This window comes from Citrobacter sp. FDAARGOS_156 (assembly GCF_001559235.2).
GTDB classification, from domain to species: Bacteria; Pseudomonadota; Gammaproteobacteria; order Enterobacterales; family Enterobacteriaceae; genus Citrobacter; species Citrobacter youngae.
The window spans coordinates 2,881,984-2,897,021 of sequence record NZ_CP014030.2 but is presented as its reverse complement, the minus strand read 5'-3'; the positions used below and the strand labels follow the sequence as shown (position 1 = coordinate 2,897,021).

Genomic DNA, 15,038 nt, shown 5'->3' with positions numbered 1-15,038 from the left:
ACGAAAGGGCGCTATGCCCGTATAAGGCATAACGCGCGACGAGAGTTAGTGAGTCGTCTGAGGGTGCGCCAGACCATATTGCACCAGCGCATCGGCGAGTTTTTCCAGTCCGTCAATGGTTCTGATACCCGCGTTCATGGTTTGCACGTCGATCACCGGCAGGTGGTTTTCTTTCACTGCCGGGATCAGCCGGGTAACAGGATCGGACGTGAGGTATTCCATTTTGACTTTCCAGTCATCGGCCGGGAAGCGGCGACGGCCCATCTCGCCGAGGACGATGACCGATGGATTGGCTTTGGCAATGGTTTCCCAACCTACTGTTGGCCACTCCTCGGCGGAATCAATGACATTTTTCACCCCAAGAGATTGCGCTATCCACGCCGCGGGGCCAAATTTCCCGGCGACATAGGGGTCAAGCTGCAGGTCGGCGCTGGAGAACCAAAAGACGGCAGATACGTGGTTGTCCATGCCGGCAATCTTAGCTTTCGCAGCGGCTTCACGTGCTTTCAGGCTGGCAATCAGTTCATCGCCTTTGTCCTGTACATCAAAAATTTTCGCCAGGTCGGCAATTTCCTGATAGACCATGGCGATATCAAACATGCTCTTACGCACGCCGTCGCCGCCGTCTTCGTTGTCTTTGGCACAATCGGCTGGGGCGGTATAAACCGGAACGTGTAATTCGCTAAATTGTTCGTAAGAGGCAACTGTGCCCGCAGGGCCAATCTGCCATTCAAACTGACTGGCCACCAGATCCGGTTTTTTCGCAATAATCCCTTCGAAACTCGGGATGTTTTGCGCAATGACTGCAATCTTGTCATTCACTGCTTTGTACTGTTCAGGTACCGGGCCAAACCACAGTGATGTTCCAACAACACGATCGGCCAGACCCAGGGAATAGAGGATTTCAGTACTGTTTTGTCCAACGGTAGTCACGCGTTTTGGCGCATGATTAAACGTAATATCCCTACCACAGTTTTTGATCGTTAATGGATATTCTGTTTTTGCCGCAGAAGCCATATTGCTGGTCAGGAAGAGTGCTGCGCCAGTCAGTGCCAGAAGTGAAAGTTTGCAATAAGCAGAAGTTATTTTTGCGTGCATTAGCGTTGTCCCGTTCATGCCAGAATCTGAACGTCTGGTCATGGTTCATTTCGTTCCATAAATTCGGGACAGGCACATGACGATAGATGACATCTAATCGTGAACTGCGGGCAAGATAATATGAAAATAAAACATATTGTTGCCAATTTGTTCAGAAATTATATTATTCATTCGTCAAATAAATCACCCCATGGACCATCCCGTCCACTCAATGTATACAACCTTGACAGCAGGTCTCCTGGCTCGCGGCAATCTGAATATCGGCCTTCCCATAAAGGCGTTCTTTACAGTGACCTGTCGTGGATAATCCACGACACAGTGATATTCAGTTTCCGCTTACAGTTGCGGGGGCAGCTATGGCATAAGATTAAAATAATCCGCACCATATTCCGTTTCAAAATGATAAATAGATTCTGAAATACTGTCGGTGGGGACTTTATCGGTATCGAATAGCCCCGTCAACCGCTTGAATAAGTAGGGTTGATACCGCTTTTATTTTTAAATTCAATAAAATCAATTCGTTGCTTTGGTGTTTGTGACATTAATTATGTGAAAAACACAAATGCCGATAAACTAAATGAGAATTGTTTGATGTTGATCAATTAATGTTTTCTTTGCCGAGCTGACCACGCTTAATAACGAAATTTACTGTGATATTTAATTATTTGCGCGGCGTCACATTTTTATTGATATTTTTCCATGTGTACGATTTGCTGTTCGCCACCTTCATCAAAAAAGACGGTAAAGTGATTTCGCAACCAAAACTGATAGCCACCAGGTAAAAAATGGTGGGTGTGCAGATAGCGTATTTTATATTGTTGTCGGTCGCAAAATTGTTCCGCCAGCAGGACAAGTTGGCTGCCTATGCCTTGCCGACGATATTCCTGTGCGACGTAGCAGCGGCAAATTTCCGCGGTTGAGGATAATTGATAGCGTCCGCGCAGTGCCGGTATTCGGTCATCGTACTGGCAGACCGCCAGCGTAGCGATAAGTTGCTGTCGGTTATTCCATGCGCCGAGCAACAGATTTCGCGGTTGATGGAGGTAGTGTGAGCGCAGATTTAATACATCTGCATGCGGTTCAGGTGCTGGTCGGTTAGCGTTAAAATAGAGATTTAAATGGTGGATAATAAACGACTGAACGGACGAAATATCAGCCTCAGTTATTTCACGGAATATAAATGTAGTATCAGCGTTCATCGTTGCAGATATCATCAGAACCAGGGGAACTGGATAATAGCAACTCAGACGCGTTTACAGAAGAGAAGTGTTACCGGCAAGCCTGCGCAAGCCGGTAACATCGTATGATTAAATATCTGCCAGCGCGGCATCACGGTTCGGGAAGAACGCCAGACGGCCGGGGATGGGTTGGATACCCGCGCGTGCCATGGTGCGTAGCGGCTGGAATTCCAGATTACTGATACGCAACTCACAACCTTCCGGCAGGCGTTTAACAAAACGCTGGAAGGCGTCCAGACCACCGGCATCCAGTACCGGGACGGCGTCCCACTTCAGCACCACAATGCGTTTGCCTTCAAGGCGAGATTCGAGATCGGTAAAGAGTCCCTCTGCTGCGGCAAAGAAAAGCGGGCCAATAACGCGTAGTACCAGTACATCGTTTGGTACGTCTACGTTGACCGGTGCCAGACGCGTCATGCGTGCAATACGGCGCATAAACAGCAGCGAAGCGAGAACGATACCGACGCTGATGGCGATAACCATATCGAACAGCACCGTCAAAGACATACACATCAGCATAACGATGATGTCGTCTTTTGGCGCGTGGCGCAGGAGATCCACAACTTTATGCGCTTCACTCATGTTCCATGCCACCATCAGCAGCAGGGCAGCCATCGCCGACAGCGGTAACCAGGAAAGCAGCGGCGCAAGCACCAGCAGGGCGAGGATCACCAGAATCGCGTGAATGACCGCAGAAATTGGCGACGTTGCGCCGGCACGAACGTTAGCCGCAGAACGGGCAATTGCCGCAGTGGCAGTGATACCGCCAAAGAACGGTGCGACGATGTTGCCCAGACCCTGACCAATCAATTCGCTATTGGCCTTATGCTTGGTGCCGGTCATCCCATCGAGGACGACAGCGCACAGCAGAGATTCGATTGCTCCGAGCATTGCCATCGAAAAGGCTGCGGGTAACAGTGCCTGTAATGAACTCCAGCTCAGCGTAAAGTTGGAGCCAGGCATATCCCATGGCAGTACCAACTGCGGCAGCAGCTGTGGGATACCGTTACCCTGCGAGCCATCGGCCAGAATGTAATGGAACTGAGACCCGATGGTCGCTACATGGCCACCCGTCAGGTTCACGATACCCATCACCGCGCAGCCAGCCAGCAGTGCAGGAAGGTGGCCCGGCAGGCGGATCCCCAGACGCGGCCAGAAAATCAGGATCCCCAGTGTGACCACGCCAATCGCGGCATCCCCCACGTCGATGGTTGGCAGGGCCATAAACAGCGCGCCGACCTTCTGCAGGTAGTGCTCAGGGACATGAGCCATCTGCAGGCCAAGAAAATCTTTAATCTGCATGGTACCGATGGTGATACCAATACCCGAGGTAAAACCTAACGTAACGGACACCGGAATGTATTCGATCAAACGACCAAAGCGGGCGAGGCCGAAAAGGATCAGGAATATCCCGGACATTAGCGTGGCGACCAGCAGACCTGCCAGTCCAAACTGTTGCGACACCGGATACAAAATCACCACGAAGGCGGCAGTTGGGCCTGATACGCTAAAGCGTGAGCCCCCGGTGAGGGCGATAACAATCCCAGCCACGGCAGAGGTGTACAGGCCGTACTGCGGAGCAACGCCACTACCGATTGCCAGCGCCATCGCCAGCGGAATGGCAATTATCCCAACCGTTATCCCGGCGATCAGGTCGCGGGTAAAGCGAGAAACGGTATATTTTTCTTTCCAACAAGCGTCGATGAGGGCGCGGAAAGGCATCACATGTGAGGAAAATAATCTGTTCACAATAATGTTTCATCCATGGGCGCATCATCTGTCAATTGAATGGCAGGTGAAGGAGGCAAAAGTCATACAAATAAATATTACAGATAAAAAAACCCGCCGCAGCGGGTTTTTGAGCCGGGTTCGATTAATGCTCGAACATAGCAGAGATGGATTCTTCGTTGCTGATACGACGAATCGCTTCGGCCAGCATACCCGACAGAGTCAACGTACGCACGTTTGGCAGTGCTTTGATTTCGTCGGTCAGTGGAATGGTGTCACAGACAACGACTTCATCAATTACTGAGTTGCGCAGGTTGTTTGCCGCATTACCTGAGAAGATCGGGTGAGTTGCATAAGCAAATACGCGTTTAGCACCACGCTCTTTCAGCGCTTCAGCTGCTTTACACAGCGTACCGCCGGTATCGATCATGTCATCAACCAGCACGCAGTCACGGCCCGCAACGTCACCAATGATGTGCATCACCTGAGAAACGTTCGCACGCGGGCGACGTTTATCGATGATAGCCATATCGGTATCGTTCAGCAGTTTAGCGATAGCGCGGGCACGCACGACGCCACCGATGTCTGGAGAAACCACAATCGGGTTGTCCAGATTCAGCTGCAGCATGTCTTCTAACAGAATCGGGCTACCGAATACGTTATCAACCGGCACATCAAAGAAGCCCTGGATCTGTTCAGCATGCAGGTCAACGGTGAGGACGCGGTCAACGCCAACGCTGGACAGGAAGTCCGCGACGACTTTAGCGGTAATCGGAACACGAGCAGAACGTACGCGACGATCCTGACGTGCATAGCCGAAGTAAGGGATAACGGCGGTGATACGGCCTGCGGAAGCACGGCGCAGCGCATCAACCATAACGACCAATTCCATCAGGTTGTCGTTAGTAGGGGCACAAGTGGACTGGATGATGAAAATATCACCACCGCGTACATTTTCATTAATTTGTACGCTGACTTCGCCGTCGCTAAAGCGACCTACAGCGGCGTCGCCGAGTGAAGTGTACAGGCGGTTGGCAATACGTTGTGCTAGTTCCGGGGTGGCGTTACCAGCAAAAAGCTTCATATCAGGCACGAGAAGAACCTCAGGCATGCGTCCATTGGTGGAAAGAATCTGCCGAAAACTGTGCGGGCCAGGCAGTATCCTCTCCAGGCGGTGTATTAAAGAGCGCGATGCAACGTCTGGAACAGGGTGACGTTGTCACCGCAACTCAGCTTGCCCGGCTTACTCGTCATCAGCCGCGTTTCACGTGCTGGCATCAATTTCTCACACCAGTCACATACTTTTGTATGTGTCTGGCGATTCGTCATCTCGCCATCTTCCTGAAACCCAAATGATTTAGAGTAGCGCTCTGTGCAATGGGGAGAGGTTGACACCTTTCGCCACAAAGCCTTTGAGCCAATCCGGGGCTTGCTCAAGCACCTGGCGAGCACGAGACTCAGTGTCAAATTCAGCAAAGACACAAGCCCCTGTACCAGTCAGGCGCGACGGCGCGTATTCTAACAGCCAGGAAAGCGCCGCATCAACCTCGCGAAAACGTTTTCTTGCGATAACCTCGCAATCATTGCCGAATTCACATTTTAGTAACGTTTCTATTGACCTTTTTGGCGTGTTACGGGGGAGGTCAGGATCGTTAAAAATCACCGGCGTTGGAATACTGACTCCCGGATGGGCGACCAGGTACCATTTTTCTGCTGGATTGACCGGCGTCAGAATTTCTCCTACGCCTTCAGCAAAGGCTGCATGACCGCGTACGAATACCGGTACGTCGGCGCCCAGCGTTAAGCCCAGTATTGCCAGTTCATCTACAGACAACCCACACTGCCAAAGATGATTCAGCGCCACTAAAACGGTGGCGGCATTCGATGAGCCACCACCGAGGCCGCCGCCCATCGGCAGGCGTTTGTCGATACTGATGTCCGCGCCGCTCCCTTTGGGAAGACGATTGCTTTCAGACGCCGTTGTTATTAGCAAACGCGCTGCGCGAACGATCAGGTTGTCTTCATGCTCAACCCCATCAACGGGCGTTAACAGGTGAATTTCACCGTCGCTGCGCAGCGCAATATCTATCGTATCGCCGTAATCCAGAAACTGGAACAACGTCTGCAGCGTGTGATAACCGTCCGCACGCTGCCCGGTGATGTATAGAAATAAATTCAATTTTGCCGGAGAGGGCCAACGGGTCATCATTTCACAATCCAGTTATCCATTTTCAGCTTAATGCGCTGGGAGCCGTCGGAAAGCTCCATATTTGCAGGCATCGCCGGCTGCGTTTTGCTGTCGTAGGCGCTGTACACGACTTTCCAGCTTTTGCCATCTTTACTGTAATTCACTTCGCTCAGACGATATTGGTCGTCAAGTTTATAATCGGTGGCGTCTCCCGGCAGACCCAGGATCCACTGGCGCAAGCTGTTCAATGGAATAGGCATGCCGGTCAGTTTACCAATCATCTCTTCGGCGTCGTCAGCGGTGTAGTGCTTCCCTTTGTTGTCGACGAGTTCCACGTTGCCCGGTTGCGCGTTCAGTTCCAGTTCGGTACTGCCCAGCGGATTGGTTAGCAGAAGGCGATAGCGATCCTGGCCAGTTTGCTGCCAGAAAAAGCGGGCATACACTTTCTGCTGGTCGGAAATATAGGCAAACGCACCGCGTGTCTGATATTGGTTCAGGGCGCGCACTTCCTGCTGGTGCTGGTGCCACTGCGGAGAGTCGGGGCTTTTGCCGGGACCTTTCGGCGCGTTGAGCGTACAGGCAGTAAGAACCAGGGCCGCCAGCGGCAGCAGGCGAATCAGGCGAAAATCAGGCAGGGTCATAATGATGACAAATCCTTGTAATACGGTGCATTAATTGCCTGATGGCGCGGCGCTTATCAGGCCTACAAACTGAATTCGCAGGTCGGAAAAGACGCGTTTTTCGCCATCCGGCAAAATCATGCCAGCGGTTGCAGTTATAACCCTTAATGCTAGCGCCGACCGTGAATATCGTCTACGGTCACGTTATCTTAATTTAAACCGTAAGCTATTACTCCAAAAGGGGGCAGTCTCTTTTATTGGCTGCACGCATCCTGTATGATGCACCCAGTCTAACCTTATCAACGCTGGTACTATTCCCGCACACATGACCCTTTTAGCGCTTGGTATTAACCATAAAACGGCACCTGTATCGCTGCGAGAACGCGTAACGTTTTCGCCGGATACGCTCGATCAGGCGCTGGACAGCCTGCTTGCGCAGCCAATGGTGCAGGGCGGGGTAGTGCTGTCGACGTGTAACCGCACAGAGCTGTATCTCAGCGTAGAAGAGCAGGATAACCTGCAGGAAGCGCTGATTCGCTGGCTGTGTGAGTACCACAATCTGAACGAAGAAGACCTGCGCAGTAGCCTCTACTGGCACCAGGACAACGACGCCGTCAGCCATCTGATGCGTGTCGCCAGCGGTCTGGATTCGCTGGTGCTTGGCGAGCCACAAATTCTGGGGCAGGTGAAAAAAGCCTTTGCGGACTCGCAAAAAGGCCATCTGAACGCCAGTGCGCTGGAACGTATGTTCCAGAAATCATTCTCTGTCGCGAAGCGTGTACGCACAGAAACGGATATCGGTGCCAGCGCGGTGTCCGTCGCGTTTGCTGCCTGTACCCTGGCGCGGCAGATCTTTGAATCCCTTTCCACGGTAACCGTGTTGTTAGTAGGTGCCGGCGAGACCATCGAGCTGGTGGCGCGACATCTGCGTGAGCATAAAGTGAAGAAGATGATCATCGCTAACCGCACTCGTGAGCGTGCGCAGGTGCTGGCCGATGAAGTCGGCGCCGAGGTGATTTCTCTGAGCGATATTGATGCCCGCTTACAGGATGCCGATATTATTATCAGCTCTACCGCCAGCCCACTGCCTATTATTGGCAAGGGGATGGTCGAACGTGCGCTAAAAAATCGCCGTAATCAGCCTATGCTGCTGGTCGATATTGCGGTACCACGCGATGTTGAACCGGAAGTGGGCAAACTGTCCAACGCCTATTTGTACAGTGTTGACGACCTACAAAGCATCATTTCGCATAACCTGGCGCAGCGCAAAGCGGCCGCCGTGGAAGCGGAAACCATCGTTGCGCAGGAAACCAGCGAGTTTATGGCCTGGCTGCGAGCACAAAGCGCAAGCGAGACCATCCGCGATTATCGCAGTCAGTCTGAACAAATCCGTGATGAACTGACCGCTAAAGCGTTGGCTGCTCTGGAACAGGGCGGTGATGCGCAAGCCATTATGCAGGACCTGGCGTGGAAGCTGACTAACCGCCTGATCCACGCACCAACCAAATCACTTCAACAGGCCGCCCGTGACGGGGACAGTGAACGCCTGAATATTCTGCGCGACAGCCTCGGGCTGGAGTAGCAATACACCAATCTCATTTTTTACAGGGTGCATTTACGCCTATGAAGCCTTCTATCGTTGCCAAACTGGAAGCCCTGCATGAACGCCATGAAGAAGTTCAGGCGCTGCTCGGTGATGCGGGAACTATCGCAGACCAGGAACGCTTTCGTGCATTGTCGCGCGAATATGCGCAATTAAGTGATGTTTCCCGTTGTTTTACGGACTGGCAACAGGTTCAGGAAGATATTGAAACGGCACAGATGATGCTCGACGATCCTGAAATGCGTGAAATGGCGCAGGATGAACTGCGCGAAGCAAAAGAAAAATGTGAACAACTGGAACAGCATCTGCAGGTTCTGCTGCTGCCAACCGATCCTGATGATGAACGTAACGCCTTCCTCGAAGTGCGTGCGGGAACCGGTGGTGATGAAGCGGCGCTGTTTGCGGGCGATCTGTTCCGCATGTACAGCCGTTACGCTGAATCGCGTCGCTGGCGGGTAGAGATCATGAGCGCCAACGAAGGCGAACATGGTGGCTACAAAGAAATTATTGCCAAAGTCAGCGGTGATGGTGTGTATGGTCGGCTGAAATTTGAGTCCGGCGGTCATCGCGTACAGCGCGTACCGGCGACCGAATCTCAAGGGCGTATCCATACTTCCGCTTGTACGGTCGCGGTGATGCCGGAACTGCCGGAAGCAGAACTGCCGGATATCAACCCAGCCGATCTGCGTATTGATACCTTCCGCTCATCCGGCGCTGGGGGTCAGCACGTTAACACCACCGACTCCGCTATCCGTATTACCCACTTGCCGACCGGCATTGTGGTGGAGTGTCAGGACGAACGTTCACAGCATAAAAACAAAGCGAAAGCGATGTCAGTGCTGGGCGCGCGTATTCGTGCCGCCGAAGTGGCCAGGCGTCAGCAGGCGGAAGCCTCTGAACGTCGCAACCTGTTGGGCAGTGGCGATCGCAGCGATCGCAACCGTACCTATAACTTCCCGCAGGGGCGTGTGACCGATCACCGCATTAACCTGACGCTCTACCGTCTGGATGAAGCGATGGAAGGTAAACTGGATATGCTCATTGAGCCAATCGTCCAGGAATACCAGGCCGACCAGTTGGCGGCGTTGTCCGAGCAAGATTAATGGACTATCAGCAATGGCTGCGTGAAGCAATAAGCCAGTTACAGACCAGTGAAAGCCCGCGCCGTGACGCCGAGATTTTACTCGAGTTTGTCACCGGTAAAGGGCGTACCTTTATTCTGGCGTTCGGCGAAACGGTGTTAACCGAGGCGCAGCATCAACGGCTCGGTACATTACTGGAACGCCGTCAGCGGGGTGAGCCGGTGGCACATCTGACCGGTGTGCGCGAGTTCTGGTCGCTGCCGCTGTTTGTGTCTCCGGCTACGCTTATTCCACGCCCGGATACCGAGTGCCTGGTTGAACAGGCACTGGCGCGTTTGCCTGCCTCGCCGTGCCGTATTCTCGACTTGGGAACCGGTACGGGCGCCATCGCGCTGGCGCTGGCGTCTGAGCGTCCGGATTGCACGGTGACAGCAGTTGACCGCATGCCGGATGCCGTAAACCTGGCAAACCGCAATCGACAAAATCTGGCTATCGACAATGTGCATGTGTTGCAAAGTGACTGGTTCAGTGCTTTGCAGGGGCAGCAGTTTGAGATGATCGTTAGTAACCCGCCGTACATCGACGAGCAGGATCCTCACCTGGCGCAGGGCGATGTACGTTTTGAGCCGCTATCGGCACTGGTAGCGGGCGAGCAGGGTATGGCGGATATCGTGCATATCATTGATCAGTCTCGACACATGCTAACGCCCGGCGGTTATCTGTTGCTGGAACATGGCTGGCAGCAGGGTGAGGCGGTACGCGACGCGTTTACCCGCGCAGGTTACCAGGCGGTTGAAACCTGTCGTGACTATGGCGGCAACGAGCGGATTACGCTCGGGCGCATCCCATCATGAATTCGTTCAGCACACTACTTACTATTCATCTCGTTAGCATCGTGCTTTCTGTCGGGCTACTCACGTTGCGTTTTTGGTGGCGTTCTACCAATACACGTCTTGCATCATCGCGCTGGACGCGTATTCTGCCACCGATCATTGATACCGTTTTACTCCTCAGCGGCGTGGCGTTGATCGCTAAAACGCACATCCTGCCATTCACCGAGCAGGGGACATGGCTGACTGAAAAGCTGTTTGGGGTTATCATTTACATCGTTTTGGGTTTTATTGCGCTCGATTACCGTCGGGCGCGCAGTCAGCAGGCGCGATTAATCGCATTTCCGCTGGCGCTGGTGGTGCTGTACATCATCATTAAACTCGCCACCACAAAAATACCGTTACTGGGGTAAGTCATGAGGTCGTTAGCTGATTTCGAATTTAATAAAGCGCCGTTGTGTGATGGGATGATCCTGGCGTCGGAGTCTATCCGTCTGGATTTTCCAACACAAACTGTCTATGACGAACTGGAACGTCTGGTTGGTCTGGCGCAAGAAGAAATTAGCCAGCTCCTGTCTCAGGATGAGCAACTGGATAAACTGCTGGCACTTTTTTACGGCGAATGGGGTTTTACGGACACCCACGGCGTCTATCGTCTTTCTGATGCACTATGGCTCGACCAGGTTCTGAAAAATCGTCAGGGCAGTGCGGTTTCACTCGGTGCCATCTTATTGTGGATTGCTAACCGACTGGATCTGCCGTTGGTACCGGTGATTTTCCCGACACAACTCATCCTGCGTATTGAATCGCTCGATGGTGAAATGTGGCTAATCAATCCGTTCAATGGCGAAACGTTAAATGAACACACGTTGGAAGTGTGGCTGAAGGGTAACATTAGCCCGGTTGCCGAACTGTTCAACGAGGATCTTGACGAAGCGGATAACGCGGAAGTGATCCGCAAACTGCTCGACACGCTGAAATCATCGCTAATGGAAGAGCGACAAATGGAACTGGCGCTGCGAGCCAGCGAAGCATTACTGCAGTTTAATCCTGAGGATCCGTATGAAATACGCGATCGCGGATTAATCTACGCGCAGCTGGAATGTGAACATGTTGCGCTGACTGATTTAAGTTATTTCGTTGAGCAGTGTCCGGAAGACCCGATCAGCGAAATGATCCGTGCGCAGATTAATACTATTTCGCACAAGCAAATTGTATTGCATTGATTAATAACACTTTACCTACCGTTTAAGGCGATCCTATGAAACAAAAAGTGGTTAGCATTGGCGACATCAACGTGGCAAATGACCTGCCGTTCGTGCTGTTTGGCGGAATGAACGTGCTGGAATCCCGCGATCTGGCGATGCGCATTTGTGAGCACTACGTAACCGTTACTCAAAAGCTGGGTATCCCTTACGTGTTCAAAGCCTCCTTTGATAAAGCCAACCGTTCTTCCATCCACTCTTACCGTGGGCCAGGTCTTGAAGAAGGGATGAAAATCTTCCAGGAACTGAAGCAGACGTTTGGCGTAAAAGTGATCACCGACGTTCATGAAGCCAGCCAGGCACAGCCTGTTGCCGATGTGGTGGATGTGATTCAGCTGCCGGCATTCCTTGCTCGTCAGACCGACCTGGTAGAAGCGATGGCGAAAACGGGCGCTGTTATTAACGTGAAAAAACCGCAATTCGTAAGCCCGGGTCAGATGGGCAACATCGTGGATAAATTCCATGAAGGCGGTAACGACAAGGTTATCCTGTGCGACCGTGGTGCGAACTTTGGTTATGACAACCTGGTTGTCGATATGCTGGGCTTTAGCGTGATGAAGAAAGTTTCCGGTAACTCTCCGGTGATTTTTGACGTCACCCACGCTCTGCAGTGCCGCGACCCGTTTGGCGCAGCAAGCGGCGGTCGCCGTGCACAGGTCACCGAACTGGCTCGCGCCGGTATGGCGGTAGGCCTGGCGGGTCTGTTCATTGAAGCGCACCCGGATCCAGCCCATGCTAAATGCGACGGTCCATCCGCGCTGCCGCTGGCGAAACTGGAACAGTTCCTGACGCAGATTAAAGCCATTGATGACCTGGTGAAAAGCTTCGACGAGCTGGATACTGAAAACTAAGAGCGTTCAACAGGCCGGGGGATATTCCTCCGGCCTGTTATTTCCGTCAGGCGCCAAACGCGCCGTCAATAGTATGCATTGCGCCTGTCACAAACCCTGCTTCAGGTCCAGCAAGCCAGGCAACCATTCCGGCAACTTCTTCCGGTCGCCCATGTCGTTTTAGTGCCATAAAGCTGTGCATCAGCTCTTTCAACGGGCCTTCTGCCGGATTGGCATCGGTATCAATCGGGCCAGGTTGCACAACGTTCACCGTAATACCACGCGGACCAAAATCACGAGCCAACCCTCTCGCCATCCCTTGTAGTGCCGACTTGCTCAACGCATAAGAGGCCATACCGGCGATGGGCATACGGTCACCATTTACTGAACCGATAATAATGATTCGTCCTCCATCAGACATCTGGCGTGCAGCCTCCACCGCGGCGTAGTAGGGGGCGTGAATATTAATGCGGAAAAGACGTTCAACTTCATCAGGATCCTGCTCCAACGCGTCGCCGAACAGGATAATCCCAGCGTTAACGACCAGCACATCTAACGGGCCACTTTCCCGCACCCGTGCGATAACGTCCTCGCGTCTGGCGCTGTCGGTTTGCGCCGTATGGGTGCCAGTCTCATCGGCCAGCGCTTTGGCGGCGTCAGGAGAGCCGGAATACGTGAAGGTGACGGATGCGCCCTCCGCGGCAAAGCGGCGTACAATTGCCGCACCGATCCCACGACTACCACCAAGAACCAGCACCGATTTACCCTTGAATGAAGACATCAGATACTCCTTGAACAATTATGTAGTGATCGATATATAATTGGCGCATGGTTTTCTGTCAATGGATTTATAATGGTCACTACAAAATACTCACGCGCGCCGGGTCGACCACGTAATTTTGACCCAGAGCAGGCGGTTGCGACGGTACAACGCTTATTTCACGCTCACGGCTACGATACCGTTAGCGTGGCGGATGTCACTCAGGTACTGGGTATCAAACCCCCCAGTTTCTACGCTGCTTTTGGGAATAAGCTCGGCCTTTATCAACGAGTATTGAGCCGTTACGTACAAACCGATGCGATCCCTTTTGACGATATTTTATGTGCCGACAGACCCGTTGCTGACTGTCTGGCAACGCTGCTTGAGGAGGCGGCACGTCATTACGCAGCCGATCCCGATGCGGCAGGATGTTTAGTGCTGGAAGGAACACATTGCAATGACCCTGAGGCACGCAATGCCGCCCGTGCGTTCTACTCGGTAGCTGAAAATAAGATCCATAACTTTATTGCCCAGCGTTACCCCGAAGAGGCGAAAAGTATGACCGATTACGTCTGTACCACGATGTTGGGTTTGTCGGGAAAAGCGCGTTGCGGACACTCGCTTGAACAACTGGTATCCAGCGCGCAACTTGCCAGCCTTGCGTTTCGGCACAGGTTTCCTGATTAGCTTTGCACAAGAAAGGAAGATAAACATGATGAGTAAAATGGGCCTTTGCTTCAAAACACCTCCTCCTGCGATGCGTAATATGGCGTTGGCTGTAATGCTGATGGGGACATCCTCTTTGGCTTCTGCACAGGATAAAGCTGATGTTGTTTTGTATAACGACCAGCTTATTACCATGGACGAACAACAGCCAAACGCGCAGGCTCTGGCGGTAAAAGGGCAACACATTATTGCTGTCGGAAATAATGAAGAGATTAAAAAATGGTCAGGGCAGAATACGCGAGAAATTAATCTTGCGGGTAAAACGGTGATCCCTGGATTAATTGATACGCATCTGCATGGTATTCGCGGAGGAAGGACGTTCTTATTCGAAACCTACTGGTTTGATGCTAAAACTATACCTGATGCTCTGCGCAAACTGTCGCAATCGGCAGAAGAGAAAAACGCAGCGCAGTGGGTGGCCGTGGTGGGATCATGGATACCTGAGCAATTTGTTGAAAAGCGAGCTCCCACCCTACAGGAACTGAATCAGGCGCTGCCTGCAAACCCTGCAAACGCATGATATTACCCAGCTTCGCTGGTCAATAGCCCATTTAAATACCGGTACGGCAGAGACGATAGCCCGGATGAAGCAATTAGGTTTAGCCTATTCCGTGCAGATGGGGCCATATTTTGAATCTCCCGCCATTGAACGCGCTAATGGTAAAACCGTTGCAGCACAGTCATCCCCCATTCAACCCGCACTAGAGCAAGGCGTGATCGTTGCAGGGGGAACGGATGCGACAAGAATTGGCGTTGCGGGTGTGTGGCATGCCATTGAATACCATGTGACGGGGAAAGTGCTCGACGGCTCTGTACGTGATGAGGAACGTCGGATCAGCCGGGAAGATGCGTTAAAAATGTATACGCTAAATGCCGCCTGGCTGGCATTTGCCGAACAGCAGAGAGGGAGTTTGCGCGCTGGCAAGCTCGCTGATTTTGCCGTTCTGGATCAGGATGTTCTGGCAGTTACTGCAGATAAACTGCACCAGACACAAGCGCTATTAACGTTTGTGGATGGCCAACAGGTCTACCCGGAGAATAAACCAGGATAAAAAACGGCCCTGCAAAGG

15 protein-coding genes, 1 pseudogene and 1 riboswitch are annotated in these 15,038 nt (G+C 52.4%); of the genes and pseudogenes, 8 read left to right on the top strand and 8 right to left on the bottom strand.

Annotated elements, in window-relative coordinates; all coding sequences use genetic code 11:
* Positions 1-45: 45 nt before the first annotated feature.
* The 7 genes from AL515_RS14170 to lolB all read right to left on the bottom strand — a co-directional run bounded on the left by AL515_RS14170 (position 46) and on the right by lolB (position 6,893).
* Positions 46-1,098 (bottom strand): ABC transporter substrate-binding protein, encoded by a 1,053-nt coding sequence (locus tag AL515_RS14170; protein ID WP_061068831.1) that lies wholly within the window; start codon positions 1,096-1,098, stop codon positions 46-48.
* A gap of 211 nt (positions 1,099-1,309) precedes the next feature.
* Positions 1,310-1,539: riboswitch (cobalamin riboswitch) on the bottom strand.
* Between the two features lie 242 nt (positions 1,540-1,781).
* Positions 1,782-2,297 (bottom strand): GNAT family N-acetyltransferase, encoded by a 516-nt coding sequence (locus AL515_RS14165; RefSeq protein ID WP_071887408.1) that lies wholly within the window; start codon positions 2,295-2,297, stop codon positions 1,782-1,784.
* 108 nt (positions 2,298-2,405) lie between these two features.
* The gene (gene dauA / locus AL515_RS14160) at positions 2,406-4,058 is read right to left on the bottom strand and encodes a C4-dicarboxylic acid transporter DauA (RefSeq protein WP_061068029.1); all 1,653 of its coding nucleotides are present in this window, start codon (positions 4,056-4,058) and stop codon (positions 2,406-2,408) included.
* A gap of 151 nt (positions 4,059-4,209) precedes the next feature.
* On the bottom strand, positions 4,210-5,157 hold the full coding sequence (gene prs / locus AL515_RS14155) for a ribose-phosphate diphosphokinase (protein ID WP_001518537.1): 948 nt from the start codon (positions 5,155-5,157) through the stop codon (positions 4,210-4,212).
* Between the two features lie 86 nt (positions 5,158-5,243).
* The gene (locus tag AL515_RS23635) at positions 5,244-5,393 is read right to left on the bottom strand and encodes a hypothetical protein (RefSeq protein ID WP_161958608.1); all 150 of its coding nucleotides are present in this window, start codon (positions 5,391-5,393) and stop codon (positions 5,244-5,246) included.
* Between the two features lie 28 nt (positions 5,394-5,421).
* A complete protein-coding gene (gene ispE / locus AL515_RS14150) occupies positions 5,422-6,273 on the bottom strand; it encodes a 4-(cytidine 5'-diphospho)-2-C-methyl-D-erythritol kinase (RefSeq protein WP_061068028.1) in 852 nt (283 codons plus the stop codon).
* Positions 6,270-6,893, bottom strand: coding sequence for a lipoprotein insertase outer membrane protein LolB (lolB, locus tag AL515_RS14145; RefSeq protein WP_061068027.1), 624 nt, complete (start codon positions 6,891-6,893; stop codon positions 6,270-6,272). The genes ispE and lolB overlap by 4 nt, the downstream gene beginning before the upstream one ends.
* Positions 6,894-7,197: 304 nt before the next feature.
* Between lolB and hemA the strand changes: the two genes are divergently transcribed.
* From hemA to kdsA, 6 genes are read left to right on the top strand one after another with little or no spacing between them, the layout of a single operon-like run.
* Positions 7,198-8,454, top strand: a complete 1,257-nt coding sequence (hemA, locus tag AL515_RS14140) for a glutamyl-tRNA reductase (RefSeq protein ID WP_040233235.1) — start codon at positions 7,198-7,200, stop codon at positions 8,452-8,454.
* A 41-nt stretch (positions 8,455-8,495) separates the two neighbouring features.
* Positions 8,496-9,578, top strand: a complete 1,083-nt coding sequence (gene prfA, locus AL515_RS14135; protein ID WP_061068026.1) for a peptide chain release factor 1 — start codon at positions 8,496-8,498, stop codon at positions 9,576-9,578.
* Complete coding sequence (prmC, locus tag AL515_RS14130) at positions 9,578-10,411, top strand: peptide chain release factor N(5)-glutamine methyltransferase (protein ID WP_048211461.1); 834 nt, start codon at positions 9,578-9,580, stop codon at positions 10,409-10,411. The genes prfA and prmC overlap by 1 nt, the downstream gene beginning before the upstream one ends.
* Complete coding sequence (gene sirB2, locus AL515_RS14125; RefSeq protein ID WP_061068025.1) at positions 10,408-10,800, top strand: invasion regulator SirB2; 393 nt, start codon at positions 10,408-10,410, stop codon at positions 10,798-10,800. The genes prmC and sirB2 overlap by 4 nt, the downstream gene beginning before the upstream one ends.
* Before the next feature lie 3 nt (positions 10,801-10,803).
* Positions 10,804-11,613: an invasion regulator SirB1 gene (gene sirB1, locus AL515_RS14120; protein ID WP_048211462.1), complete on the top strand. Its 810-nt coding sequence runs from the start codon at positions 10,804-10,806 to the stop codon at positions 11,611-11,613.
* 35 nt (positions 11,614-11,648) lie between these two features.
* Positions 11,649-12,503: a 3-deoxy-8-phosphooctulonate synthase gene (gene kdsA / locus AL515_RS14115; RefSeq protein WP_048211463.1), complete on the top strand. Its 855-nt coding sequence runs from the start codon at positions 11,649-11,651 to the stop codon at positions 12,501-12,503.
* Between the two features lie 46 nt (positions 12,504-12,549).
* Here the strand turns inward: kdsA and bdcA are convergent, their stop codons facing one another.
* Positions 12,550-13,263: an SDR family oxidoreductase gene (bdcA, locus tag AL515_RS14110; protein ID WP_061068024.1), complete on the bottom strand. Its 714-nt coding sequence runs from the start codon at positions 13,261-13,263 to the stop codon at positions 12,550-12,552.
* A gap of 72 nt (positions 13,264-13,335) precedes the next feature.
* Between bdcA and AL515_RS14105 the strand changes: the two genes are divergently transcribed.
* The gene (locus AL515_RS14105; protein WP_061068023.1) at positions 13,336-13,929 is read left to right on the top strand and encodes a TetR/AcrR family transcriptional regulator; all 594 of its coding nucleotides are present in this window, start codon (positions 13,336-13,338) and stop codon (positions 13,927-13,929) included.
* A gap of 70 nt (positions 13,930-13,999) precedes the next feature.
* Positions 14,000-15,020: pseudogene (locus AL515_RS24125) on the top strand (amidohydrolase family protein).
* The last annotated feature ends 18 nt before the right edge of the window (positions 15,021-15,038 follow it).